Consider the following 23,804-nt stretch of genomic DNA (forward strand, 5'->3'; position numbering starts at 1 on the left):
GTCTATCCTCCGATCGCCACGGCGGTCAGCGTCTGATTCACGTGCAGGCCGTTGTACTGCTCGCCATAGGTGTAGAAGCCGAACAGCCGGTTGGCTGCCATCAGGCTGCTCATGTCGCCATCGATCGCTGTCTGCTCGAACTCCAGCCGACGCAGTATGCAGTCGCAGCCGAGCACCAGTGCCGGATCGGGCACCGTGCGGTGCAGCTCGGCCATCGCGTCGGCGACCGTCTGCAAGGGGTCGAGTACATGGCCGATGGATACGACGAGACCTTCGTCGATGGCGCAGTAGCAGGACAGCGACAGGTCATCGTTCACCTTCTGGATCGATCGCACATAGGCATCGCCGCCGAGCTGCAGCACCAGAGGATGGCGCGAGAACACCGCGGGCGTCAGCGCCTCGATGCGCTGATCTATCGCTTCAGCATAGGCGGTGGCGGCGGGTTCGCCATTCATTTCATGAATGATGCGCCGCTCGGGGTCGGCGCTCGTGATGACCAGCTCCGTGTCGCCGGCCGCGAAATGCTGGGTCTTGATGGTAGCCACCGGATGGGTGGTCTCGAACAGCGTGAACACTGCGGCATCGCTCAGGAAGAGGCCATCCGTGTAGACGTAGGTGTGTTCGAACTTCAGGTTGTCGCCGGCCGAACCGCCGATCAGCGGCAGGTTGCCGACGTGCTGGTAGAGCGCGGCGACCAGCCTTTCCTCGGCCATCGACAGGCCATCCACCAGCAGCATGCCGAAGCGGTTCAGATCGGGTGTCGCGTCCGACCGGGCGCGGATGTCCTCGGCGATGCAGCTCACCTGGTCGACGTAGGCGGCCAGCGGGGTCACCGGATAGGTGCGCAGGCGCAGTCCGCCGCCCGAAAAGGTGACGCCGATGATGCCCGAGCGCTGGAAGCCTGCCGGGCCGAAGTGGCCGGACGAGGTGCAGCCGACCGTCGGGCACCTGTAGGTCCGCGCCAGTTCGCGACCCAGCGCCGCGAGGTCGAAATCCGGCGAGCAGAAGAACAGCAGTCCGTCCTTGTCGGTGCTGCCGGTCTGTGCCGCCAGTTCGGCCACCGCGCGGACCGGATCGGCCGACGCGCTGGCGCCGTAGCAGGTGTTGATCGCCATGGAGCCCTCCGTCGACCTTGTGCACAGGGTCAACGGCCGGCGCTCTGGAGGGCTTTAGATGCCGATTGTGTCGGGTTGTCAGCGGTTGGCGTGGGTGGCGGTGAAGACCGCGACGAACACTTCGCGCAGGAAGAGGCTCAGCGACGTGATCAGCGCCAGCATGGCGAGCACGAAGAAGCCGGCCAGCAGATCGGCCAGCACCACCGTGAACAGCACGCCGAAGAAGGCGCAGGACACGACCAGACAGACCATCAGCGCCGAGGCGACGGCAAACAGGATGGCCAGATAGACCAGCTTCGCACGCCGCGACAGCAGTTCGAGCTCGGTGGCATTGCTCATCGTTTCGTCTTCGCATTGCTGGCCACCGCGCGCCAGCACGACGCGGCGGCGGTCGATGATGCGACCGAGCCGGTTGTTCAGCGTGGTGATCAGCGTGGCGATGGCGGTGAGCAGAAACACCGGGGCCACGGCGAGGCCGATGGCATGGGTGATCGCGTCGATCGAGGTCTGCAGCACCATGGCAGGGCCTTACGGAATCTTGAAATCGAGTTCGAACTTCGCACCGGCGTCGATGGCCAGCGTCTTCGTGAGCCAGGGCATCGTTGCCTTCAGCGTGGCCGGCAGCGTCCACGGCGGATTGACGATGAACAGTCCGCTGCCGTGCATGCCGAAACCGTCGGCCGACGGTGTGCGCGTGGTCAGCGACACGTGCAGCCAGGCGTCTATCTTCATGCGCTTGAGCTTGGCCGGCAGGTCGCGCGACTCCATGCGCTGCAGCTGCGGGTACCACAGGCAGTAGGTGCCGGTCGGAAAGCGGGTGACTGCGTCGCGCAGCGTTTCGAAGGCGTAGCGGTAGTCCTCGCGCATTTCGTAGGGCGGGTCGATCAGCACCAGCGCGCGCCGCGGCGGCGGCGGCAGCAGCGACCTGAGGTTGGAAAAACCGTCCAGCTTCTCGATGCGCACGCTGCGGCCGGCGTCGGCGAAGGCGGCGTTGAGCAGCTTGTTGTCGGTCGTGTGCAGTTCGAACAGCTTCATCCGGTCGTGCTCGCGCAGCAGGGCGCGCGCGATCATCGGCGAACCGGGATAGGCGCGCAGCGCCTCGCCTTCATTGAAGGCGCGCACGACGTCGACATAGGTGCCGAGCGCCGCCGGCAGGTCGGGCGCGGCCCACAGCTTGCCGATGCCCTCGGCGTACTCGGCGTTCTTTGCCGCGTAGCCGCTGTCCAGCGCATAGCCGCCGGCGCCGGCATGCGTGTCGATGTACCAGTAGGGTTTGTCCTTCTGGTTCAGGTACTGCAGCAGTTCGACCAGTACGAAGTGCTTCAGTACGTCGGCCGGATTGCCGGCGTGGAAGGCGTGGCGGTAGCTGAGCATGGTGTGTCGATGTATGGGCGAGCGCGAGTATACGCTGCGCCGCCGACGCTCAGGCGGCGATGGCCGGGCTGCCGCTCTCCGCCAGGTGTGCGCGGTTGCGTCCGTTCCGCTTGGCGATGTACAGGGCCTGGTCGGCGGCCCGCATCAGATCCGTCGGCGAGTGGCCGTGTCGCGGGTAGAGGGCGACGCCGATCGAGACGGTCAGCGTGCCGAGCGCGTTGCCATGAAAGCTCAGTTCGAGGTTCTCGACGGCGGCCCGCAGCATTTCGGCGCGGGCAAGCGCGGCGTCGCGGTCGGCTTCCGGCAGCACCAGCGTGAATTCCTCGCCGCCGTAGCGCGCGGCGATGTCCGATTCGCGCGCATGGTCGCGCAGCAGCCGGCCGACCGTGCGCAGCACGGCGTCGCCGGCTTCGTGGCCGTGCCTGTCGTTGAACTGCTTGAAGTGATCGACGTCGATCATGAATACCGCGACCGGCAGGTTCTTGCGCTGCGCACGCGCGCATTCGCGCGCCAGCGATTCCTCGAGGTAGCGCCGGTTGGACAGGCCGGTCAGCGCGTCGCGCACCGACTGCTGGCGCAGCGTCTCGCGCAGCTGCAGGTTGCCTATGGACAGTGCCACCTGCTCCAGCGTCTGCGCCAGCTGTTCTTCGCTGAGCGCGTGCTCGTGACCGCGGCCATGCAGGCTGATCAGACCGATCACCTCGCCGTGCGCGGTGATCGGCAGGCAGCGGCTGCCGGCGTTCTCGGGGGCGTGCAGGTGAGCGCAGCGGGTGGGTGCTTCGGTATCCGGTTGCGTGTAGGGCTGGCCGCGGCGCAGGCCCCAGCAGTCACCCGGTTCGAAGAATTCGTCGTTCGGAATGTCGCCCCACTGGCAGGCCAGTCGCAACTGGTTGCGCGATGCGGCGGTCAGGTAGAGCGCGCCGGCCGGTATTGCGAAGACCTGGGGCAGGTAGTGGTCGAGCAGCGCCATCGCCTCGTCCATGTCGCGTGACGACTGCAGGAAGCGCCCGAGTTCGGACAGCGCATTACTGTGCGCGCTCTGCCGTGCCGTGCTGTCCAGTGCGTCGGCGAGCGCATGGTTGCGCGACTGCAGTTCCGCTTCCGCCTGCGCGCTGCTGCGTGCCGAATTGCGTATCAGCCAGGCGACCAGTACGACCAGCAGCACGCTGATCGCGGTCGAAATTGTGAAGGTGAGATAGGCGTGGCGGATGGCTTCGGCCTGGCGGGCGAAATGCACGTCGAGGATGGCCTGTTCGGCGGTGCGGTAGTCGTCCATCAGCCGACGCACCCGTTCCATCCGCTCGCGGCCGTGACCTTCGGCCACGCGCTGCAGTGCGGCCTCACGGTCTCCCTGAATGTAAAGCGTCGCCTTCTCGTCCAGTTCGGCCAGCTTGTCGTCGATGGCCTGGTCCAGTTCCGGCACGCGGCGCGCGTGTGCCGGGTCTTCGGACATCAGCCGCGACACCTCGCCGCGTACGCGTTGCAGTGTGGTCAGGGCGCTGTGATAGGGCTGCAGGAAGCGCCGGTCACCGGTCAGCAGGTAGCCGCGCAGGCTGGACTCCGCTTCGAGCAGCGTTTCCAGCAGCACGCGGCTGGTGCGCAGCCGGTTCTGTACGTGTTCGACCGGGGTCTTGGCCTCGACCAGGGTGTCCATGCTCTGCAACACCCAGGCCGAGTTGCCGGCGATGACCAGCAGGCAGAATATCCAGATGACGCCGCGTCGGCGCAGGCTGGATCGAAGCAGGCTGGACAAGACGCGGGGGTCCGGTTGGCGGCGCTCAGACCACGAAGCGGCCGACGTTGTCCTGCAACTGGCCGGCCAGCACTTCGAGTCCGTGTGTCTGGCCGTCGGCGCGACGGGTGATGTCGGCGTTCTGCTCGGCCATGCCGGCGATGCGTTCGACGCCCTGCGCCACCGACTGGCTGGCGCTGCTCTGCTCGCGCGTCGCGGCGGCGATTTCCTTCATCGCCGCAGCGGTGCGTTCGCTCTGTTCGCTGATCACGCGCAACACCTCGCCCGCTTCGGTGGCCAGCGTCACGCCGGCGCCGACCTGACCGCTGACCTCGCCGATGCGGCGTACCACCTTGTCGGCGTCCGCCTGCACGCTGCTCACCATGTTGGCGATCTCCTGCGTCGACGCGGCAGTGCGCTCGGCCAGCTTGCGCACCTCGTCGGCGACGACCGCAAAGCCGCGGCCGGATTCGCCGGCGCGCGCCGCTTCGATTGCCGCGTTGAGCGCCAGCAGATTGGTCTGTTCGGCGATTTCCTGAATGATGCGGCCGACGTTCGAAATTTCCCGCGTGCGGCCGGCCAGATCGGTCACCGCCGACGAGGCGTCGCCGATCTCGGCGGCGATGCGCTGCATGCCCTCGACCATGCTGGACAGCTTCTGTTCGCCCTGGTTGGCGGCATTGCGCGCCTCGCGGGTGATACCGTCGGCGACACCGGCGCTGTCGGCCACGTGCGTAATGCTGACCGACAGTTCCTCGATGGCGGCGGCCAGGCCGGCGGCCGCACTGCTCTGCTCGGTCGAACCATTCACCACTTCGCTCGATCCGGCGCGCAGTTCGCGCGCCGCATTGCCGACCGCCCGCGCTGCCTCGGCGGTGGCGGTGATCAACGCGGCGGTCTTGCGCGTCGCCTCGTTCATCTGGATCGAAATCAGGTCGAGTTCGTTGTGCGTCTCGCCGCTCACCACATCCAGGCGCTGGCTGAAGTCGCCGTTGCCGAGGCGGGTCATCGCCGCCGACACCTTGTTCAGGCGACTGAGGCGGCTGCGTGCCAGCCACCAGGTCAGGCCGGCGAACATCAGCGCCGAGACGACGCAGATGCCGATCAGCAGATTGCGCAGCTGGATGTTCGAGCGCGTGAATTCCTCGACGTGAGCGCCGGACGACACGATCCAGCCCCAGTTGTCCGACAGGCGGTAGGCCGCGATCTTCGGCGCCAGCGAGCCGTCTTCCCTCGGCCAGTCGTAGATGTGGTCGCCGTTCTTCTTGCTGATCTGTTCGCCGATGATGCGGGTCAGCGTGTCGTTGCCGATTTCCTTCACCGTCTTGCCGGCATGCACCGGATGGAACAGCATGGTCGAGTCACCGGCGCTTTCGCCCGGTCGGAGCACGTGGATATAGCCAGTCTCGCCGACGCGGATGGACTTCAGCGATTCGAACAGTTGATCGATGCCCTGCTGCACGTCGACGCGTGCGGACAGTGCGCCGACCACGCGACCGGCGGCGTCCTTGATCGGTTCGAGCGAGGAAATGTAGAAGCGCCCGTTGCGCATCACGACGCCCTGGTAGCTGTCGCCCTTGAGCAGCGCCGCGGTATCCGGTCCGCTCTTGATCGCGACGCCGGCCTGCGAACGGCCCTCGGCGTCCTTGAGCAGCGTCGCCACGCGGACGAATTCGTCGCCGACGCGCACCATCACGGCCGGATCGGCGCCGATCAGGTCGCGCGTCGATTTCATCCGGGCTTCGTCGCCGTTCAGTACGTTGCCGCCCGCACGCGCCACGCGCACCGCCGGGTACTTGCCCATGGCCACCGTGTCGTCGTCGATGGTGACCGTGCCCAGCGCTCCCCTCAGGGCGGCCATGCCCTTGGCGGCGTTGGCGAGCGCGTTCTCGTAGCTCAAGTCGAGCAGTTTTGCCGTCGCGTCGGCCTGATCGCCGAGGGCGCTCTGGGTCTGCTCCATCGCAGCGCGATTGCTCGATACCGACACGACCGCAATCAGTGCGACAAAAATGACCGCGCAGAGCAGGCCGATCGATATCGAGAGCTGGCTGACAACCGACATACGGTTGAATGAAATCATGGCTCGTCTCCTGTGCATCCGTGCTGGGCGGAATGCCCAGCCGAACGATTCATCGTGTCTGGATTACGGCACGATTGTTAAAAACTGGAGCGTCAAGTCACTGATTCGATTCGACAGCCGGCCGCAGCGAGGCGCGCGAGCACCCCGTCGGGGCCTGCAAGGTGGGAGGCGCCGAAGGCGGCAAAGACGCCGCCGACATGGATTTCCGGCAGCAGCCGCTCGGCGAAGCGGGCGTTGCGCGCGCCGAGCAGGGACTGCATGAACAGCCGGGCATGCTCGCGCAGCGCCAGGTCTTCGGACATCAGCCCGCTGTTGATGCGCGACAGTTCGCCCACCTCGCCGGCCAGCCAGGCGACGGTCATCGGCTCGATGGCGGCCTGCAGGCGGTCGTGCCGGCGCGCGGCGTCGATCAGCAGCGCGATCTGGGTCTTCTCCGGCAGCAGCGCGATGGCGTCGATCTGTTCCTGCACCTGCTCCAGCGGCCGCACGGCCACCTTCTGCGCGCGCGCCAGCGTGATCAGTGCTTCGTCGAGCGACGGTTGCTGTGCGGCCACCGGCTGCAGCAGCGTCAGCAGCGCCGCCCACGGGCGCAGGCGCACCGCGACTCGCGGATCGACGCCGTGCAGTGCCAGCATTTTCTCGATGCGCGGCCACTTCGCCCGGCCGACCCGGCGCGGCAGGTCGTCGCTGCCGTAGACGCTGGCCGCTTGGTAGATGGATACCGCCTCGGCGTCGGTCACCAGTTCCGGCATGAAAAGACGGGCCTCGGCAATGCGCGCGCGCAGTGGTGACGCACGCGCCAGCACGCGCGGATCGCCACTGTGCAGCGTGCCGTAAAGGTGGCTCACCGGCGCGTCGCCGCTGCGCACCGCCCACAGCAGCCCGCGCGAATAATCCGCTTCCGCCGCGCGCAGTCGCGACGGCAGGGCGGCGAGCGCGGCCAGCTGCAGCAGGAAGCGGCGGCGATCCATTGTTTACAGCACCCAGGCGCCGCGGATGGCGGCAATGCCGTGCGCACCGCAGTCCTGGGCGCGCGCAAGATGGCTGTCGTCGAGGCCGCCGATGGCGAACACCGGCAGCGGGCTGCCGGCGATCAGCGCCGCAAGGCCGTCCCAGCCCAGGGTGTCGCCCTCGGGGTGGCTGGCGGTCGGCAGCACCGAACCGGCGACCGCGTAGTCCAGGCCCAGGCGAACCGCCTGCGCCAGCTCGTCCGCCGTGTGGCAGGAGGCGCCGACCCACTCGAAATCGGGCCGCACGGCAAGCCCCGCCAGCTGGGCGGCCTTCAGGTGCACGCCGTCGGCGCCCAGTTCCTTCGCCATTTCGACGTTGCCATTCAGCACCGCCGGGCAGCCGTGCTCGTGCGCAATCCGTATCGCCTCTCGCGCGAAGCCGAGCGCCGGGGAGTCAAGCACCGGCTCGCGGATCTGCAGCAGCAGTCGGCCGCGGCGGCAGGCCTGGTGGATCGCGTCGAGCTGGGCGGCAGCGCCGATCTGGAAGGCGTGCGTCACCGCCATCCGCGACGGCAGGCGCAGCGATTTCATGACCGGGCCGTTGGCCGGCAGCATCGGCGACACGGTGAGCGCATCGGCGGACTGCCAGGCCAGCGCACTGTGCACGTGGTCATGCACGCGGCCGCTCCAGCGCTCGACGCGGAAGAAATGCAGCCGCACGTGCGCGTGCTCGTACTCGTGTGTCAGCGTGATCCACGGCGTGCAGTGTTCGACGTGGATGCCCAGTTCCTCGTCCAGTTCGCGCTTCAGCGCGTCGACCGGCGCCTCGCCCTTTTCCACCTTGCCGCCCGGAAACTCCCAGTAGCCCGGGTAGAAGGTGCCGGGCGCGCGCTGGCCGAGCAGGAACTCCCGGCTGTGCGGTCCGTCGCGGAAGATGACGGCGGCCGCCACGGCCACCTGCTTGCGTTCGCTCATTACTTGCCCCGCGCGGCGTGCTGGCCGGCCCAGTCGCGCGCGAACTGCCAGGCGACGCGGCCGCTGCGGGCGCCGCGTTCGAGCGACCACAGCAGTGCGGCGCTGCGCGCGGCTTCGATGTCGGCCGCGCTCAGGCCGAATCTCTTGAGCCAGTGGTTCACGATGTTCAGGTAGGCGTCCTGGTCGAAGGGGTAGAAGGACAGCCACAGCCCGAAACGTTCGGACAGCGACACCTTTTCCTCGATTGCCTCGCCCGGGTGCACTTCGCCGTCGACGTGCTTCGCCTCCCGGTTCTCCGAGAAGTACTCGGGCATCAGGTGGCGGCGATTGGAGGTTGCGTAGATGAGCACGTTGTCGAGCACCGCCGACACCGAGCCGTCGAGGATGCTCTTCAGCGCCTTGTAGCCGGGTTCGCCGGATTCGAAGGACAGGTCGTCGCAGTAGATGATGAAGCGCTCGGGCCGGCTGGCGATCAGGTCGGTGATGTCCGGCAGGTCGGTCAGATCGTCGCGGTCGACCTCGATCAGACGCAGGCCCTTCTTCGCGTATTCGTTCAGCAGCGCCTTCACCAGCGAGCTCTTCCCGGTGCCGCGGGCGCCGGTCAGCAGCACGTTGTTGGCCGGTTTGCCATCGACGAACTGCTGCGTGTTGGCCTTGATGCGCGCCTTCTGCACGTCGATGTCGCGCAGGTCGGTCAGGCGGAGCTTGTGCGGATGGGCGACCGCTTCCAGACGGCCACGGCCGTTGCTGCGACGCCAGCGGAAGGCGATCGCCTTCCAGTCCGGTTCGACCGGTGCCGGCGGCAGGATCTGCTCCAGCCGGTCGAACAGCGCGTGCGCGCGCGCAATCAGGCTTTCGAAACCATCACGGTTGTTCACGGTCACCCTCCTTGTTGCCGGACGGGGTGGTGCCGTTGTCGTCGGCGGAGTCCTTTTCCTTCTTGGGCAGGGTCCACCACAGGATGAACAGGAAAAGCGCCAGCGCGGTGCCGGCTTCAAGCAGGAATAACCACATGGGAATGAAGCTTTCGTTGTCGTCGCACCCGCCTCTCGGGCGGGTGCTCGTTATCATTGCGCACTCGGCGCTCGCGGGCGCACCAATCTAAATAAATCCCGATGTTCCAGCAAATCCGCCTGCGCAGCGCAGGTGTCCTGATGTGTGTGTCTTTGCTGCTGGCGGCCTGTGCCGGCACGCCGAAGCCGGCGCCCCGCGTGGAGCCGGCGCCGGTCGCAGCCCCGGTGTGTCCGCCTGCGCCGCAGCCCGTTCCGCAGAGCTGTCCGGCGTGCCCGGCTTGCGCCGCCTGCCCGGTGTGCCCGCCGCCGCCGGCTCCCGAGGCGAAGCCGCTGCCACCGAAGCTGGTGGCAGCCGAGTGGGCCGCGCTCGAAGGCTGGAGCGACGACGACCTGCGCGAATCCCTGCCGGCGCTGCGCGCGTCGTGCAGCGCGGTGGCGAACAAGCCAGGCTGGGCGGAGCCCTGCGCCGCGCTGGTCATGCTCGATGCGACAGACCGCGCCGCGGTGCGTGCGTTCTACGAATCCTTCTTCCGCCCCTGGCAACTGCTCAATGGCGACGGCAGCGACCAGGGTCTGGTCACCGGCTATTACGAACCGCTGCTGAAAGCCAACCGCACGCGCGGCGGCGCATACAAGTACGCGATCCACGGCGTGCCGGACGACTTGCTGGTGATCGATCTTGCCAGCGTGCATCCGGATCTGAAGAACATGCGGCTGCGCGGCCGCCTCGACGGGCGCAAGGTCGTACCCTACTGGACGCGCGCCGAACTGGATGCCCGCGCCGCTGAACTGGACCGCAAGGCGCTGTTCTGGGCAGCCGATGCGATCGACGTGTTCTTCCTGCAGGTGCAGGGTTCGGGCCAGGTCGAATTGCCGGACGGCAGCCGGGTGCGCGTCGGTTATGCCGACCAGAACGGCCACCCCTACCAGTCCATCGGTCGCTGGCTGGTGGATCAGGGCGAACTGAAGCTCGAACAGGCGTCGATGCAGGGCATACGCGAGTGGGCGCGCGCCAATCCGTCGCGTGTCGCGACGATGATGGCGGCCAATCCGAGCTATGTGTTCTTCCGCGAACTGCCGATAGGCAAGCAGGCGCCCGGCCTGCCCGAAGGCCCGCTCGGTGCGCTCGGCGTGCCGATCGCGGGTGGTCGCGTCATCGCGATCGATCCGCGCAGCGTGCCGCTTGGCGCGCCGGTGTGGCTGGATACCACGCGCCCGAACAGCAGCCAGCCGCTGCGCCGGCTCATGATGGCGCAGGACACCGGCGGCGCCATCAAGGGCGGCGTACGCGCAGACTTCTTCTGGGGTTTCGGCCCGGAAGCCGGCGCCCTGGCGGGGAAGATGAAGCAGCAGGGCCGGATGTGGGTGCTGCTGCCGAATGGCGTGACGCCGGGTAACTGAGCGGACCGCAGCAAGGGTTTCTGTGAGAGCGAGCTTGCTCGCGATGGCGGCCTGGATCGAAGCCCGCGGCCGGTCGAAGCCGTATCGCGACCAGAGGTCGCTCCACAAGAAAACACGCCCCCGATCGCGGCCGGAGTAAGACCCTCAGCCCAAGGTCGTATCGAGCACCATCATCACCATGAAGCCCGCCATCAACCCCAGCGTGGCCGCTTTCTCGTGGCCGTTGCGGTGGGTTTCCGGGATGACTTCGTGCGACACGACGAAAATCATCGCGCCGGCGGCGAGGCCGAGCCCGCCGGGGTAGAACAGCGCGAAGCTGCTGGACAGCCCGACGCCGATCAGCGCGCCCAGCGGTTCCATGAAACCACTCAGCGCGGCGATGCCCACCGCCTTCAGCGGCGACATGCCGACCGCGCGCAGCGCGACCGCGACGGCCAGGCCCTCCGGAATGTCCTGTATTGCAATCGCGGTCGACAGCGGCAGGCCGACCGCCATGTCCGCCTGCGAGAAGGACACGCCCATCGCCATGCCTTCCGGCAGGTTGTGCAATGCGATGGCATTGACGAACAGCCAGACGCGGCCCATCCGCGTTTCCGGGCCGCAACTGCCGCAGTGCTCGTGCTCGTGCGGCGTCATCGCGTCGAGCATCATCATCAGCCAGACGCCGAGTGCCATGCCGGTGACCACCACCGCTGCGCCCAGGCTGCGTGAGCCGGTCAGGTCTTCGCCGGCGGCCAGGCCGGGCACGATGAGCGAGAAGGAGGAGGCGGCCAGCATCATGCCGGCGCCGAAGCCGAGCAGCACGTCGGAACCGCGCTGGCCGAGCGAGCGCAGGCCCAGCGCCGGTGCTGCACCGATGGCGGTGGCGGCGAAGCCGGCCAGTCCGGCCAGCAGGCCCAGATGCATGGCCTGCGGTGCGCGCGAGTCGGCGAAGGCCCAGGACAGCAGGGCCAGCACCGCGGCCAGCCCTATCATCAGCAGGAACTGCAACGCCGGGTCGAGACGCATCCACGGAAAGAGCGGGCCGGGGCGCGGTGCGCCCGGCGAGGTGGCGGGGGTCGGGTCCATGGCGGTCATCGCGAAGGCGTGTTCGTGCACTGCATCATAAATGCGCCCCTCAGGCGCGCGCCTCAAGATTCGCTGGATCGTGAGGCGCGTCTGCGCCGGCGACGTGGTCGACCACGATGCTGCCGACGATGTCGCCCTCGACATTGACTACCGTGCGGACCGCATCGAGCAGCCGGTCTATCGGCAGCAGGATGGCGATCGCCTCGGCCGGCAGCCCGACCGACTGCAGCACCATCACCATCGTGACCATGCCGGCACTCGGGATGCCCGGTGCGCCGACCGCAGCCAGCATGGACATCACGCAGACGACGATCTGCTGGCCGGCGCTCAGTTCGATGCCGACCAGGCTGGCAATGAACAGCGCTGCGGCCGCCTCGTACAGCGCCGTGCCATCCATGTTCATCGTCGTGCCGACCGGCACGACGAAGCCGACGGTGGCCGGGCGCACGCCGAAGTTCGTCTGCGTCACGCGCATCGTGATCGGCATCGTTGCAGAACTGGAGCTGGTGGCCAGCGCGGTCAGGAAGGATTCGCGACCGCCGCGCCACAGCGCCAGCGGTGTGACGCGGGTGATCAGCCACAGCAGGCCGGGCAGCACGACGACGCCGTGGAACAGCGTGGTGCCGAGCACGACCGAGACGAAGCGCGCCATCGTTTCCAGCAGCGCCAGATCCTGTGTCGCGATCAGTCTGGCCAGCAGCGCGGCGATGCCCCAGGGGGCCAGTTTCATGATGGCGCCGACGATGCGCAGCGACAGGTCCTGCATCTCCTCCATGCCGCGATTGATGATCGGGTAGCGGTCGCCGGCCTGCACCAGCGCGATGCCGAGGATGAGCGCGAACACCACCAGCGCGACGATGTCGCCGCCGGCCAGTGCGGAGAACGGGTTCTTGAACAGACCGGTCAGGAACTGCTGGACGAAGTCGGGAAACGGCAGCTGCTTGGCCTGAAAGCCGGCCAGCGCGTCGGCGAACATGTCAAGGTGCATGCCGGCGCCGGGCTTGAATACATTGGCCGCCGTGATGCCCAGAATGACGGCGATGGTGACGGTGAGCAGGTAGAACAGCAGCGTGGTCACCCAGACGCGGCGGATGTTGCCGTGCTCGCGCAGGTGGGCCACACCGACGACGATGGACGAGAACACCAGCGGCACCAGCACCATCTTCAGCAGCGCGATGAAGATGCCGCCGATCAGCCCGGCGAGGTAAAGCCCCTGCACGCGTGTCGTGGCATTGTCCGGCTGCGCGCCGAGGGCGAGGCCAAGACCGACGCCGACCAGCGCGCCGATCAGGATCTGCGTGTTCATCGTCAGCCGCATGCGCATTTTCTCCGCGATTTTTCCCGACCATACCATTGGCGCCCACCGATGAAACCAAGTGCGTGGGCCGAAGTCGGAAGCGCAGCCAGCATTTGAGCCTGCCGACCGGAGCCCGCTATGAGAACAACGATCGCCGCCCTCGGATTCGCCTTTACCGCCTGTTCGGCGCAGGCGATGAATATCGCCACCGCTATCCAGACGACCGTGCGGGTGCAGGCGGAACAGCCGGACGGCTCCATTTCGATCGGCAGCGGCGTCGTACTGCCGGGGCAGCGGGTGGCGACCGCCTGTCACGTGATCGCCGGCGCGAAGTCGCTGAAGGCCAGTTATCAGTACGTGGCGAAGCCGGCCAGCGTGCTGCGCCGCGACGACTGGCGCGACCTGTGCGTGCTGTCGGTGCCGGAACTGGCGGCCCCGGCGGCCAAGATCGCCCGTGCCGGTGACCTGAAGCCGGGTGACCGGCTGCTTGGCTTCAATGGCGCCTACGGCGTGGATGTGCGTCTGCTGGTCGGCGCGCTGGACAAGACCTTCGACATGGACGGCGCGCCGGTGATGCAGGTGAGCGTGCCATTCGCGATCGGTGACAGCGGCGGCGGCCTGTTCAACGTGGCCGGCGAACTGGTCGGCATCCTCGCCTTCGTCGCGAAGACCGCCGGCGAGGAGCGCTACGCGATCCCGATCGAATGGCTGGAGGCCGATATCGACGCCGCGCGCACGGTACCGTTCTGGAGGGCCGCGCCGGCCGACATGCCGGACTTCCTGCGGCCACGGGAACGCTGATTGCACGCGATCGCGGCCGCGGTTTCGACCGCCGGCGCGTGCCCGGTTGCCCATCGCCGTTGGCGCCGCGCCTGCAGAATCCGTCGTCGCTGCTAAGCTCGCGACCAACTCACCGAACTCCGTCCATCGTGTCCCGCAAAAGCTATCGTCCCGTGGCCGCCGCGCCCGAAGCCGCCATCCGCCTGCGTGGCGTGCGGCAGAACAATCTGAAGAACCTCGACGTCGACTTTCCGCTCGGCAAGCTCACGGTCGTGACCGGCGTGTCCGGTTCCGGCAAGTCCTCGCTGGTGTTCGACACGCTGTATGCCGAAGGCCAGCGCCGCTACGTCGAAACCTTCTCGCCCTACGCGCGGCAGTTCCTCGACCGCATGGACGCGCCTCAGGTGGACCGCATCGAAGGCGTGCCGCCGGCCATCGCGATCGACCAGACCAACCAGGTGCGCACTTCGCGTTCGACGGTCGGCACGATGACCGAACTGAACGATCACCTGAAACTGCTGTTTGCCCGGGTGGCCACGCTGCACTGCCGCTGCTGCGGCAAGCCGGTGCAGGCCGACAGCGCCGACCGCATCGCACACCGGATCGCCGAACGTGCCGCAGCCGCCGGTGATCCGCGGCTGGCGGTGACCGCGCCGGTCACCGTGCCCGACAACTTCACCGACGCCGAAGTGCAGGGCTGGCTGGAGCGCCAGGGCTACACCCGCATCCACGCGCGCGAAGGCAATGTGCTGCAGGTCGTGCAGGACCGTTTCCGCGCCGGCAATGCCGGCGAATCGCGCATCGCCGAGGCGGTCGAGGCGGCGCTGAAGCTCGGTCACGGCCGCATGCACGTGCAGCTGCTGGACAGCGAGGGCGGCGAGCGCTGGGCCTTCTCGAACACGCTGCACTGCGCCGACTGCGACATCGCCTACAGCCCGGCCATGCCGGCCACCTTCTCGTTCAATTCGCCGATTGGCGCCTGCGAAACCTGCCGCGGTTTCGGCCGCGTCATCGGCATCGATTTCGGCCTGGTCATTCCGGACGGCCGCAAGACCTTGCGCGGCGGTGCGGTGAAGCCCTGGCAGACCGAGTCCTACAACGAGTGCCAGACCGACCTGGAAAAGCTGGCGCCGAAGTACGGTGTGCCGCTCGATGTACCGTTCAACGAGCTGTCGCCTGAACACCGCCAGTGGGTGCTCGAAGGCGACCCGAAATGGAAGAGCTGGCAGAAGTCCTGGCCGGGTACCTGGTATGGCGTGCGTCACTTCTTCGAGTGGCTGGAAACCAAGGCCTACAAGATGCACATCCGGGTGCTGCTGTCGCGCTACCGGGCCTATACGCCGTGCCCGGCCTGCGGCGGCAGCCGGCTCAAGCCGGACGCGGCGCTGTGGAAGATAGAAGGCCAGTCGATACATGACCTGATGCGTTGGCCGGTGGTGAAGCTGCGCGCGATGATGGACGCGCTGGTCCTGCCGCCGCCGCTGGATTCGGCCACCGAAGAACTGATGGCGGAAATCCGTACCCGGCTCGGCTATCTGTGCACGGTCGGCCTGGGCTATCTGAACCTCGACCGGCAGTCGCGCACGCTGTCCGGCGGCGAGGTGCAGCGCATCAACCTGACGACCGCGCTCGGCACGTCGCTGGTGAACACGCTGTTCGTGCTGGACGAGCCGTCGATCGGCCTGCATCCGCGCGACATGGAGCGGGTGATCGGCGTGATGCAGCGACTGAAGGACGCCGGCAACACGCTGGTGGTGGTCGAGCACGACCCGCAGATCATGCGTCACGCCGACCGCCTGCTCGACATCGGCCCGGGTGCCGGCACGCGCGGCGGGCACATCGTGTTCGACGGCGCGCCGGCCGCGATGGCCGGCGCCGACACGCTGACCGCTGACTATCTGGCCGGCCGCCGCAAGGTGGACGCCGCGCTCGGCAGCCGCCGGGCGGTCGATGCCGTCACGCCGCGCCTGCTGCTGCGCGGCGCGCGTGCGCACAATCTGAAGAACGTCGACATCGCGATTCCGCTCGGCCGCCTGGTCGCGGTGACCGGCGTGTCCGGCTCCGGCAAGTCCACGCTGATCCAGGACGTGCTGCACCCGGCGCTGCTGAAGCATTACGGCCGGCCGACCGAAGCGGCCGGCGAACACGACGCACTCGAAGGGCTGGAACATATCGCCGACGTGGTGATGGTGGACCAGTCGCCGATCGGCAAGAGCGCGCGCTCCAACCCGGTCACCCACGTCGGCGCTTTCGACCCGATGCGCGAACTGTTCGCGCTGCAGGCCGAGGCGAAGCAGCGCGGCTACACCGCCGGCACCTTCTCGTTCAACGCCGGCAAGGGCCGTTGCCCGACCTGCGGCGGCACCGGTTTCGAACACGTCGAAATGCAGTTCCTGTCCGACGTGTACCTGCGCTGCCCGGACTGCGACGGCAGCCGCTACCGCGCCGAAGTGCGTGAGATCCGGCTCGACGGGCGCAGCATTTCCGACGTGCTGGCGATGACGGTGCGCGACGCGCGCGACTGGCTGTCCGAACTGGCCACGCACGAGCGCACGCTGAAGCGCCACGTCGACGCGGCGGTGAACGGCCTGCAGGCGCTGATCGACGTCGGTCTGGACTACGTGACACTGGGCCAGCCGGTGCCCACGCTGTCCGGCGGCGAGGCGCAGCGGCTGAAGCTGGCCGGCTTCCTGGCCGAGGCGGCGAACGTGAAAGGCGCCAAGGGCGCGAAGAAAGGTTCTGCAGAGGGCGGAAAGCTTTTCCTGCTTGATGAGCCGACCACCGGCCTGCACTTCGACGACATCGCACGCCTGCTCGGCGCCTTTGCCAAGCTGCTCGACGCCGGCCACACGGTGCTGGTGATCGAGCACAACCTCGACGTGATCGCGGCGGCCGACTGGCTGATCGACCTCGGTCCCGAGGCGGGCGAGGACGGCGGCCAGCTCGTGTTCGAAGGCACGCCGGCGCAGATCATCGGCTGCGCTGCATCGCATACCGGGCGCGCGCTGGCCGAGTACCGGCTGGCGGATACCTTCTCGCAGGCCGCGCACGAGGTGGCGCCGGTCGAGCAGCAGGACGCGGCGCACAGCGCATTGCGCGCCCGCGCCGCGAACAGCATCGTCGTGCACCGTGCACGCGAGCACAACCTGAAGAACATCGAGGTCGACATTCCGCGCGAGCGCTTCACCGTGGTGACCGGCGTGTCCGGCTCCGGCAAATCGACGCTGGCTTTCGACATCGTGTTCGGCGAGGGGCAGCGGCGCTACCTCGAGTCGCTGAACGCCTACGCACGCCAGTTCGTGCAGCCGGAGAGCAAGCCCGACGTCGACGGCGTGTTCGGCATTCCGCCGGCGGTGGCGATCGCGCAGCGCACCAGCCGCGGCGGTCGCAAGAGCACGGTGGCCACGCAGACCGAGATCTACCACTTCCTGCGCCTGATGTACGTGAAGCTGGGCGTGCAGCACTGCCCGGACTGCGGCTGTGCGATCGCGCCGCAGAGCGAGGACGCGATGGTGGCGCGCATCCTGCGCGAGCGGCGCGGCCAGCATATCGGCCTGCTGGCGCCGCTGGTGATCAACCGCAAGGGCTACTACACCGAACTGGCGCGCTGGGCGAAGTCGCACGGCCATACCCATCTGCGGGTCGATGGCGAATTCCTGCCGACCTCGCCCTGGCCGCGGCTGGACCGCTTCAAGGAACACACGATAGAACTGCCGATCCGCGATTTCGTCGTGAACGAGCGTGACGAGCGCACGCTGCGCGACGCGGTGCGGCAGGCGCTGGAACACGGCAAGGGCGTGCTGCACCTGATGTCGCCGCTGGACCGCCTCGGTCAGCCGGACGCGCCGCTGCCGACCGTCGAGGTGTACTCGACCCAGCGCGCCTGCCCGAGCTGCGGTACCGGTTTCGCCGAGCTCGACCCGCGCCTGTTCTCGTTCAACTCCAAGCACGGCTGGTGTCCGAAGTGCATGGGCACCGGCCTCAAGCTGCAGGGTTTCGACGCCGAACAGACCGGCGAGGAAGCGACCTGGAACGAGTGGCAGGAAGGGGAACCGGAAGAATGTCCGGCCTGCCACGGCGAGCGGCTGAATCCGGTCGCGCGCAACGTGAAGCTGTTCGGCCAGTCCATCGCGCAGCTGAGTGCGCAGCCGGTGTCGGCGCTGCAGACCGCCATCGCCGGCTGGTCGCTCGAAGGCCGCGAGGGCGAGATCGCGCGCGACGTGATCGCGGAGCTGAACAGCCGGCTGCACTTCCTCAGCGAAGTCGGCCTCGGCTATCTGTCGCTGGACCGCGCCGCGCCCACGCTGTCCGGCGGCGAGGCGCAGCGCATCCGCCTCGCGGCCCAGCTCGGCTCGAATCTGCGCGGCGTCTGCTACGTGCTGGACGAACCCACCATAGGCCTGCATCCGCGCGACAACCAGGTACTGCTCGACACGCTGGTGAAGCTGCGCGACAAGGGCAACACGCTGCTGGTGGTCGAGCACGACGAGGACACGATCTTGCGCGCCGACCACGTGATCGACCTCGGCCCGGGCGCCGGCCGGCTCGGCGGCGAGGTGATCGCCGAAGGCCACGCCAGCGATCTGGCAAAGCAGCCGGAATCCATCACCGGCCGCTTCCTCGCCCGCCCGCTGGATCACAGCTTCAGGGCGCGCCGGCCGGTCACCGACGACACGCCGTCGCTGCTGGTGCGCGGCGCCACGCTGCACAACCTGAAAGGCATGGACGTGCAGGTGCCGCTCGGTCGGCTGGTGGTGATGACCGGTGTGTCCGGCTCCGGCAAGTCCTCACTTGCGCGCGACGTGCTGCGCGATGGCGTGGCTGCGCGGCTGAACGACCCCAAGGCCACACTGACCGGCTGCGCCGACATCGAAGGCTGGGGCGCGCTTGGCCGCGTGCTCGAAGTCGACCAGACGCCGATCGGCAAGACGCCGCGCTCCTGCCCGGCCACCTACATCGGCTTCTGGGACCAGATACGAAAGCTGTACGCCGACACCCAGGACGCGCGCGAGCGCGGCTTCACCGCTGCGCGCTTCTCGTTCAACACCGGCCCCGGACGCTGCCCGGTGTGCGAGGGGCAGGGCCTGCGGCAGATCGAAATGTCCTTCCTGCCGGACGTGCGCGTGCTGTGCGAGGCCTGCAACGGCGCGCGCTTCAACTCGGAAACGCGCGCCGTCATCTGGCGCGGCAAGAGCATTGCGGACGTGCTGGCGATGAGCGTGGACGAGGCAGTCGAATTCTTCGCTGTCCATCGCAAGCTCGCCGACACGCTGAAGCTGATGCAGGAGGTGGGGCTGGGCTATCTGACGCTGGGCCAGCACAGCCCGACGCTGTCCGGTGGCGAGGCGCAGCGCATGAAGCTGGTGACCGAACTGGCGAAGTCGCCGGCCGACGCCAGCGACCCTGCCAACGCGCGGCGCGGCCGCGGCAATCCGCACACGCTTTACGTGCTGGACGAGCCGACCACCGGCCTGCACATGGCCGACATCGCCAAGCTGATCGGCGTGCTGCACAGGCTGGTCGATGCCGGCCATTCGGTCGTGGTGATCGAGCACGACCTCGACCTGATGGCCGAGGCGGACTGGATCATCGATCTCGGCCCGGAAGGCGGCGACGGCGGGGGGCGCGTGGTGGCGGCCGGTGCGCCGGCCGATCTGCTGGCGCACGCTGCCACATCGCACACGGCTCGCGAACTGGCGCGTTTCCGCGCCGCGCGGCATCGCTGACAGCTCGCACCGTTTCCTTGTCGATCGGCCACTCGGGCAGGTGACGTCGGCCGCCGCCGCCGCCCGGCTTCGCCGATTCCTACAAGCCGGGCGACGGCCGGCAACCAGAATGCAGGGTGTGACAGCGGGTCTGGAGTCTGGCGCGCGTCCGGTAACGATTTGAAGCATGTCGATTACACGTGGCAGTCTGCGCCCAGCCCTCCGCACCCGTTGAAATCACTGTTTATTACGCGGAGACACGACGATGAAAAAGATGATGATGACTGCCGCTCTGGCCCTGTCCGCACTGTCGGCGCTGGCCGCCGACGTCGGTGTGTCGATCTCGATCGGACAGCCTGGCTTCTATGGCCATATCGACATCGGTGACTATTACCCGCGCCCGCGTCTGATCTACCCGCAGCCGGTGGTCATCGTGTCCGGCCCGCATCTGCCGCCGCCGGTCTATATGCACGTGCCGCCGGGCCATGCCAAGAACTGGCGCAAGTACTGCGGTCGTTACGAGGCCTGTGGGCGGCCGGTCTATTTCGTGCAGGACAGCTGGTACAACGACGTCTATGTGCCGCGCTACCGCGAGCGCCACGCTTACCGCGAGGTGCGCCACGATCACCACGACGGGCATCGGCATTACGATCGGCACGACCGCGACGATCACCGCCGTGGCGGCTACGACGACCATCGCGGTGGCAAGCACGACAAACACGACAAGGGCGGTCGCGGGCACGGTGGCCCGGGCAACGGAAACGGCAATGGCCGGGGGCGCGACTGATTTGCTGCAGGGGCACACTGTTCGACCCGGGAGCACTGTGTCCCGGGCGACAGGGATATTTTCCCGATATAGCCGGGAAAATATCCCAATTTGTCACGCTTCTGAGTGGCTTCCGGGAAACTTTCCCGGGTGAGGGCTAGACTTCGAATACTGCAGCGCAACACGCTGCGGACCCCATTCTGGCACACCGAAAAAGGAGAACACACCATGAAGAGCGCTCACCTGCTGGCTACCCTGCTCATCACTGCGGGCATCGCCGCCCCCGCATTCGCGGAACATCACATGCCGAAGACCTCGGCAGGCCTCGAAAAGTGCATGAAGGCGGCACTGAAGGCCAAGACCGGTCAGATCGTCAAGGTCGAACTGAAGAAGGAAGCGGGCGAAGGTTACATCTACGAATTCGATATCGAGACGCCTGATGGCAAGGCCTGGGATGTCGAGTGCGCAGGCAAGTCGGGCAAGGTGGTCGAGGTCGAGGAAGAAGTGACCAAGGATCACCCGAAGTTCGCCGGCGCCAAGGTGAACGAGGCTGCGGCCCGTGAGATCGCGCTGAAGAAGGTGCCGGGCGAGATCGTCGAGGTCGAGTACGAAATCGAACCGGACGGCAAGGGTTCTTACGAGTTCGACATCAAGACTGCCGACGGCAAGGAAGTGAAGCTGGAAGTCGATACCGAATCCGGCGAAGTGGTGTCGCAGTCGGACGAGAAGTGGCAGATCGGCAAGGAGTGATGCCGGTCGGCAGGTCCGCGGCGCGGACCTGAGAGACAGGGCGGTCACGACCGCCCTGTTTTTTTGCCCTGCAACGGGGCGTGCTGCCTCTCAAAGGCGCCGGAAGTGCGCCCAAGTGGTGCATCAATGCACCTGAAAAGTGATTTTCAATCAATTGCTTAACTTCCAGAGTTCGTTGCCGTTCTGAGCTGTAATCCACCAGAACGGAGCGACCGATGTACTGTCCGCAATCCTTGCTTCCACACATGCGCAGCGTGCTCGCCTGCGAGCGTGAACTGTCCGAACTGCGCTTCACCTGGCGACTGATAGAGACCACGGCCAAGATGGTCTGCCCGGCCGAGGCCAAGACCATCCTGCCGGCCATGGCCAGCACCCGCGAGGCCTTCGGGCGGCTGGAAACCGAACTGGTTCGCGCGCTGGCTGCCGAGAACGTCAACAAGGTGGTGCTGCAGATGCGCGCACGGGCGCGCGCGGTCGTCGATGTGGTGGTGCGCAATCTGTATGAGCGCACGGCCGACGTCGGCTTTCTCGCGACTGACGACGACATCCGCAGTTTCCTTCGCGCCGGCGCGAACGGCCGTGAGCGGCTGGAGGCACGTCTGCACGAGTACATCCGAAAGTACTCGGTGTACGACGCCATCTTCGTGCTCGATCTGCGCGGTGAGGTACGTGCTGCCATCGGCGCGTCGGCCGAAGCGATGGCCGGCGATCCGTCGCTGCTCGAACGCGCGCTCGCGGCACCGGGTTACATCGAACACTTCGGGCGCTGCGCGCTGTTGCCGGGACGCGAGCGCGCGCTGGTGTACGCGCGACGCATCGACGACACCGACGGGCGGGCGCTGGGCGTGCTTTGTCTGTCCTTCCGCTTCGACGACGAAATGGCCGGCATCTTCCGTACCTTCCGTCGCCCGCGCGATCGGGCGGTCATGCTGCTGCTCGATGCCGGCGGACACGTCATTGCCAGCAGCGATCCCGACCACGTGCCGCTGGGCCGCACACCGGAGGCCGCGACCGGCGCCGACGGTGCGCTGATCGACTTCGGCGGTCGCGAGTACATCGCCTGCACCTGCGAGGCGACTGGCTACCAGGGCTACGCGGGCCCTGGCTGGCGCGGTCATGTCATGGTGCCGGCCGAATCGGCCTTTCGCGAAGAGGCGGTCGCGCTGCAAGGGGCGGGGGCACAGTCGTCCGGCCTGAACTGCGGCGAACTGGCAGCCATCGAGGCGCAGGCGGGGGCGATCAAGGACGCGCTGAACCGGGTCGTCTGGAATGGACAGGTGATGGCCGGCGGACGTCGTGGCGATTCGCTGAAGCTGAAGTCCATGCTGCAGCAGATCAGCGAAACCGGCGAGCGCATGCGCGCAGTGTTCTCGCGTGCGCTGGCTGCACTGTCCGACACCATCATGTCGTCGACGCTGCAGGATCTGCAGTTCGTGTCGCGGCTGATGATGGACGTGATGGACCGCAATCTTTACGAGCGCGCCAACGACTGCCGCTGGTGGGCGCTGGCGCCGGCCTTGCGCGAGGCGCTCGCCAGCGGTCGCGGCGGCCCATCGCTCGGCGCACTGCTTGACGACATCAACCGGCTCTACACGGTGTATGACCGGCTCTTCGTATATGGCGCGGACGGGCGCATCGTCGCGTCCAGCACGCTGTCCGGCGCGGCGGACGACACCATCGGCCGGCAGGTCGACGGGCGTGTCGTTGATGCGGTGAACCGGCTGACCAGCACGCAGAGCTATGCCGTGTCGCCATTCGAGGCCAGTCCGCTGCATCGCGACGCGCCGACCTACATCTACCACGCGGCCATCCGCGCGCCGGCCGACGACACGCGCGTGGTCGGCGGCATCGGCATCGTGTTCGAATCGGCGCGCGAGTTCAGGGCCATGCTGAGTGAACTGCTGCCGGCGCGCGACGGCGTGTGGGCGGCCTTCTGCGAGCGCGATGGCCGCGTTGTCGCCAGCACGCGACCGGATCTCGCGCCGGGAAGCCGGCTGGATCTGGGCGAGCTCGCGGTCGGTCTAGACGCCGGCTCCAGTCGCCACGCGCTGATCGATTTCGATGGCGTGCGCCATATGGCCGGTGTCGCGCTGTCGGCGGGCTATCGCGAATACAAGACGACCGGTGATTACCGTAACGATCTGGTCGCCGTCGTCGCTCTGGCGCTGCCGGAGGCCTCCGCGACTGCCCGCGACACGGACGCCGGCCCGGGTGAAACGGAAAGCGGCGTCCGCCCCGGCGAGGGCGAAGAGTTCGCGGTGTTCCGCCTCGACGACCGGCATCTCGCGGTGAGTGCGGCCCGGGTGCTGGAGGCCGCCGACATCGATCGCGTGCGCCGGATCGGCAGTGGCGAAGGACTGGTGGCCGGCGTGCTGCCGCTCGACGATGCGGGCGGGCTGGAACACGTGCCGGTGGTCAATCTGCGGGTGTTCTTCGACCTGCCGCGCGCAGACGGCCGCGGTCACGTCGTCGTCACGCACTGTGCGCGTGGTCGCCTCGGGCTGGTGGTGGACGATCTGATCAGCGTGACCGAGTGCGGTCCGAACGACATCCGGCCGGTTCCCGAGATGGTCGCCGGGCGCTTCCGCTGGCTCGACCGTCTCATCATCACCGGCCGCGACCGCCCGCTGGTGTCCGCACTCGACCTCGACGCGCTCTACGACATGCTGCGCGACCAGGTCCGTGGCGAGCTGTCGGACGCCGACTGCATGCTGCAGGACGAAGTGCTGAGCGCCTGATCGCGGCAGCTGGACGAAAAAAAGCCCGATCCGCGGATCGGGCTTTTCTCTGCAACCGGA

17 protein-coding genes are annotated in these 23,804 nt (G+C 67.6%); 6 read left to right on the forward strand and 11 right to left on the reverse strand.

The window, feature by feature from the left end:
- Positions 1–2 precede the first annotated feature (2 nt).
- From WJU27_RS18595 to WJU27_RS18635, 9 genes are all read right to left on the reverse strand, one after another.
- Positions 3–1,115: an FIST N-terminal domain-containing protein gene (locus WJU27_RS18595; protein ID WP_020166028.1), complete on the reverse strand. Its 1,113-nt coding sequence runs from the start codon at positions 1,113–1,115 to the stop codon at positions 3–5.
- A gap of 78 nt (positions 1,116–1,193) precedes the next feature.
- On the reverse strand, positions 1,194–1,634 hold the full coding sequence (locus tag WJU27_RS18600) for a DUF2721 domain-containing protein (protein WP_020166027.1): 441 nt from the start codon (positions 1,632–1,634) through the stop codon (positions 1,194–1,196).
- Positions 1,635–1,643: 9 nt separating this feature from the next.
- Positions 1,644–2,489 (reverse strand): 23S rRNA (adenine(2030)-N(6))-methyltransferase RlmJ, encoded by an 846-nt coding sequence (locus WJU27_RS18605; RefSeq protein ID WP_296813118.1) that lies wholly within the window; start codon positions 2,487–2,489, stop codon positions 1,644–1,646.
- A gap of 49 nt (positions 2,490–2,538) precedes the next feature.
- Positions 2,539–4,242, reverse strand: a complete 1,704-nt coding sequence (locus WJU27_RS18610) for a diguanylate cyclase (protein WP_020166025.1) — start codon at positions 4,240–4,242, stop codon at positions 2,539–2,541.
- A gap of 25 nt (positions 4,243–4,267) precedes the next feature.
- Positions 4,268–6,301 (reverse strand): methyl-accepting chemotaxis protein, encoded by a 2,034-nt coding sequence (locus WJU27_RS18615; RefSeq protein WP_341423050.1) that lies wholly within the window; start codon positions 6,299–6,301, stop codon positions 4,268–4,270.
- 92 nt (positions 6,302–6,393) lie between these two features.
- On the reverse strand, positions 6,394–7,272 hold the full coding sequence (locus tag WJU27_RS18620; RefSeq protein WP_341423051.1) for a TraB/GumN family protein: 879 nt from the start codon (positions 7,270–7,272) through the stop codon (positions 6,394–6,396).
- Between the two features lie 3 nt (positions 7,273–7,275).
- Complete coding sequence (locus WJU27_RS18625) at positions 7,276–8,226, reverse strand: Nudix family hydrolase (protein WP_341423052.1); 951 nt, start codon at positions 8,224–8,226, stop codon at positions 7,276–7,278.
- Positions 8,226–9,104: an ATP-binding protein gene (locus WJU27_RS18630; protein WP_020166021.1), complete on the reverse strand. Its 879-nt coding sequence runs from the start codon at positions 9,102–9,104 to the stop codon at positions 8,226–8,228. Before WJU27_RS18630 ends, WJU27_RS18625 begins: the two co-directional genes overlap by 1 nt.
- Positions 9,091–9,297 (reverse strand): hypothetical protein, encoded by a 207-nt coding sequence (locus WJU27_RS18635; RefSeq protein ID WP_296813123.1) that lies wholly within the window; start codon positions 9,295–9,297, stop codon positions 9,091–9,093. The genes WJU27_RS18630 and WJU27_RS18635 overlap by 14 nt, the downstream gene beginning before the upstream one ends.
- Before the next feature lie 44 nt (positions 9,298–9,341).
- Between WJU27_RS18635 and mltA the strand changes: the two genes are divergently transcribed.
- Positions 9,342–10,640, forward strand: coding sequence for a murein transglycosylase A (gene mltA, locus WJU27_RS18640; protein ID WP_341423053.1), 1,299 nt, complete (start codon positions 9,342–9,344; stop codon positions 10,638–10,640).
- Positions 10,641–10,784: 144 nt separating this feature from the next.
- On the opposite strand, the gene WJU27_RS18645 is transcribed toward mltA, so the two are convergent.
- Both WJU27_RS18645 and WJU27_RS18650 read right to left on the reverse strand, forming a co-directional pair.
- Positions 10,785–11,708 (reverse strand): ZIP family metal transporter, encoded by a 924-nt coding sequence (locus WJU27_RS18645; RefSeq protein WP_232416084.1) that lies wholly within the window; start codon positions 11,706–11,708, stop codon positions 10,785–10,787.
- 49 nt (positions 11,709–11,757) lie between these two features.
- Positions 11,758–13,026: a dicarboxylate/amino acid:cation symporter gene (locus WJU27_RS18650; protein WP_341423054.1), complete on the reverse strand. Its 1,269-nt coding sequence runs from the start codon at positions 13,024–13,026 to the stop codon at positions 11,758–11,760.
- Between the two features lie 117 nt (positions 13,027–13,143).
- Between WJU27_RS18650 and WJU27_RS18655 the strand changes: the two genes are divergently transcribed.
- The 5 genes from WJU27_RS18655 to WJU27_RS18675 all read left to right on the forward strand — a co-directional run bounded on the left by WJU27_RS18655 (position 13,144) and on the right by WJU27_RS18675 (position 23,744).
- Positions 13,144–13,806: a S1 family peptidase gene (locus WJU27_RS18655; RefSeq protein WP_020166016.1), complete on the forward strand. Its 663-nt coding sequence runs from the start codon at positions 13,144–13,146 to the stop codon at positions 13,804–13,806.
- A 128-nt stretch (positions 13,807–13,934) separates the two neighbouring features.
- Positions 13,935–19,511, forward strand: coding sequence for an excinuclease ABC subunit UvrA (gene uvrA / locus WJU27_RS18660; protein WP_341423056.1), 5,577 nt, complete (start codon positions 13,935–13,937; stop codon positions 19,509–19,511).
- A gap of 244 nt (positions 19,512–19,755) precedes the next feature.
- Positions 19,756–20,277, forward strand: coding sequence for a hypothetical protein (locus tag WJU27_RS18665; protein WP_341423057.1), 522 nt, complete (start codon positions 19,756–19,758; stop codon positions 20,275–20,277).
- 207 nt (positions 20,278–20,484) lie between these two features.
- Positions 20,485–21,006: a PepSY domain-containing protein gene (locus tag WJU27_RS18670; RefSeq protein ID WP_296813129.1), complete on the forward strand. Its 522-nt coding sequence runs from the start codon at positions 20,485–20,487 to the stop codon at positions 21,004–21,006.
- Between the two features lie 215 nt (positions 21,007–21,221).
- The gene (locus tag WJU27_RS18675) at positions 21,222–23,744 is read left to right on the forward strand and encodes a chemotaxis protein CheW (protein WP_341423058.1); all 2,523 of its coding nucleotides are present in this window, start codon (positions 21,222–21,224) and stop codon (positions 23,742–23,744) included.
- Positions 23,745–23,804: the final 60 nt, after the last annotated feature.

Origin of the sequence: Methyloversatilis sp. NSM2 (genome assembly GCF_038066675.1) — a bacterium.
Taxonomy (GTDB): domain Bacteria; phylum Pseudomonadota; class Gammaproteobacteria; order Burkholderiales; family Rhodocyclaceae; genus Methyloversatilis; species Methyloversatilis discipulorum_A.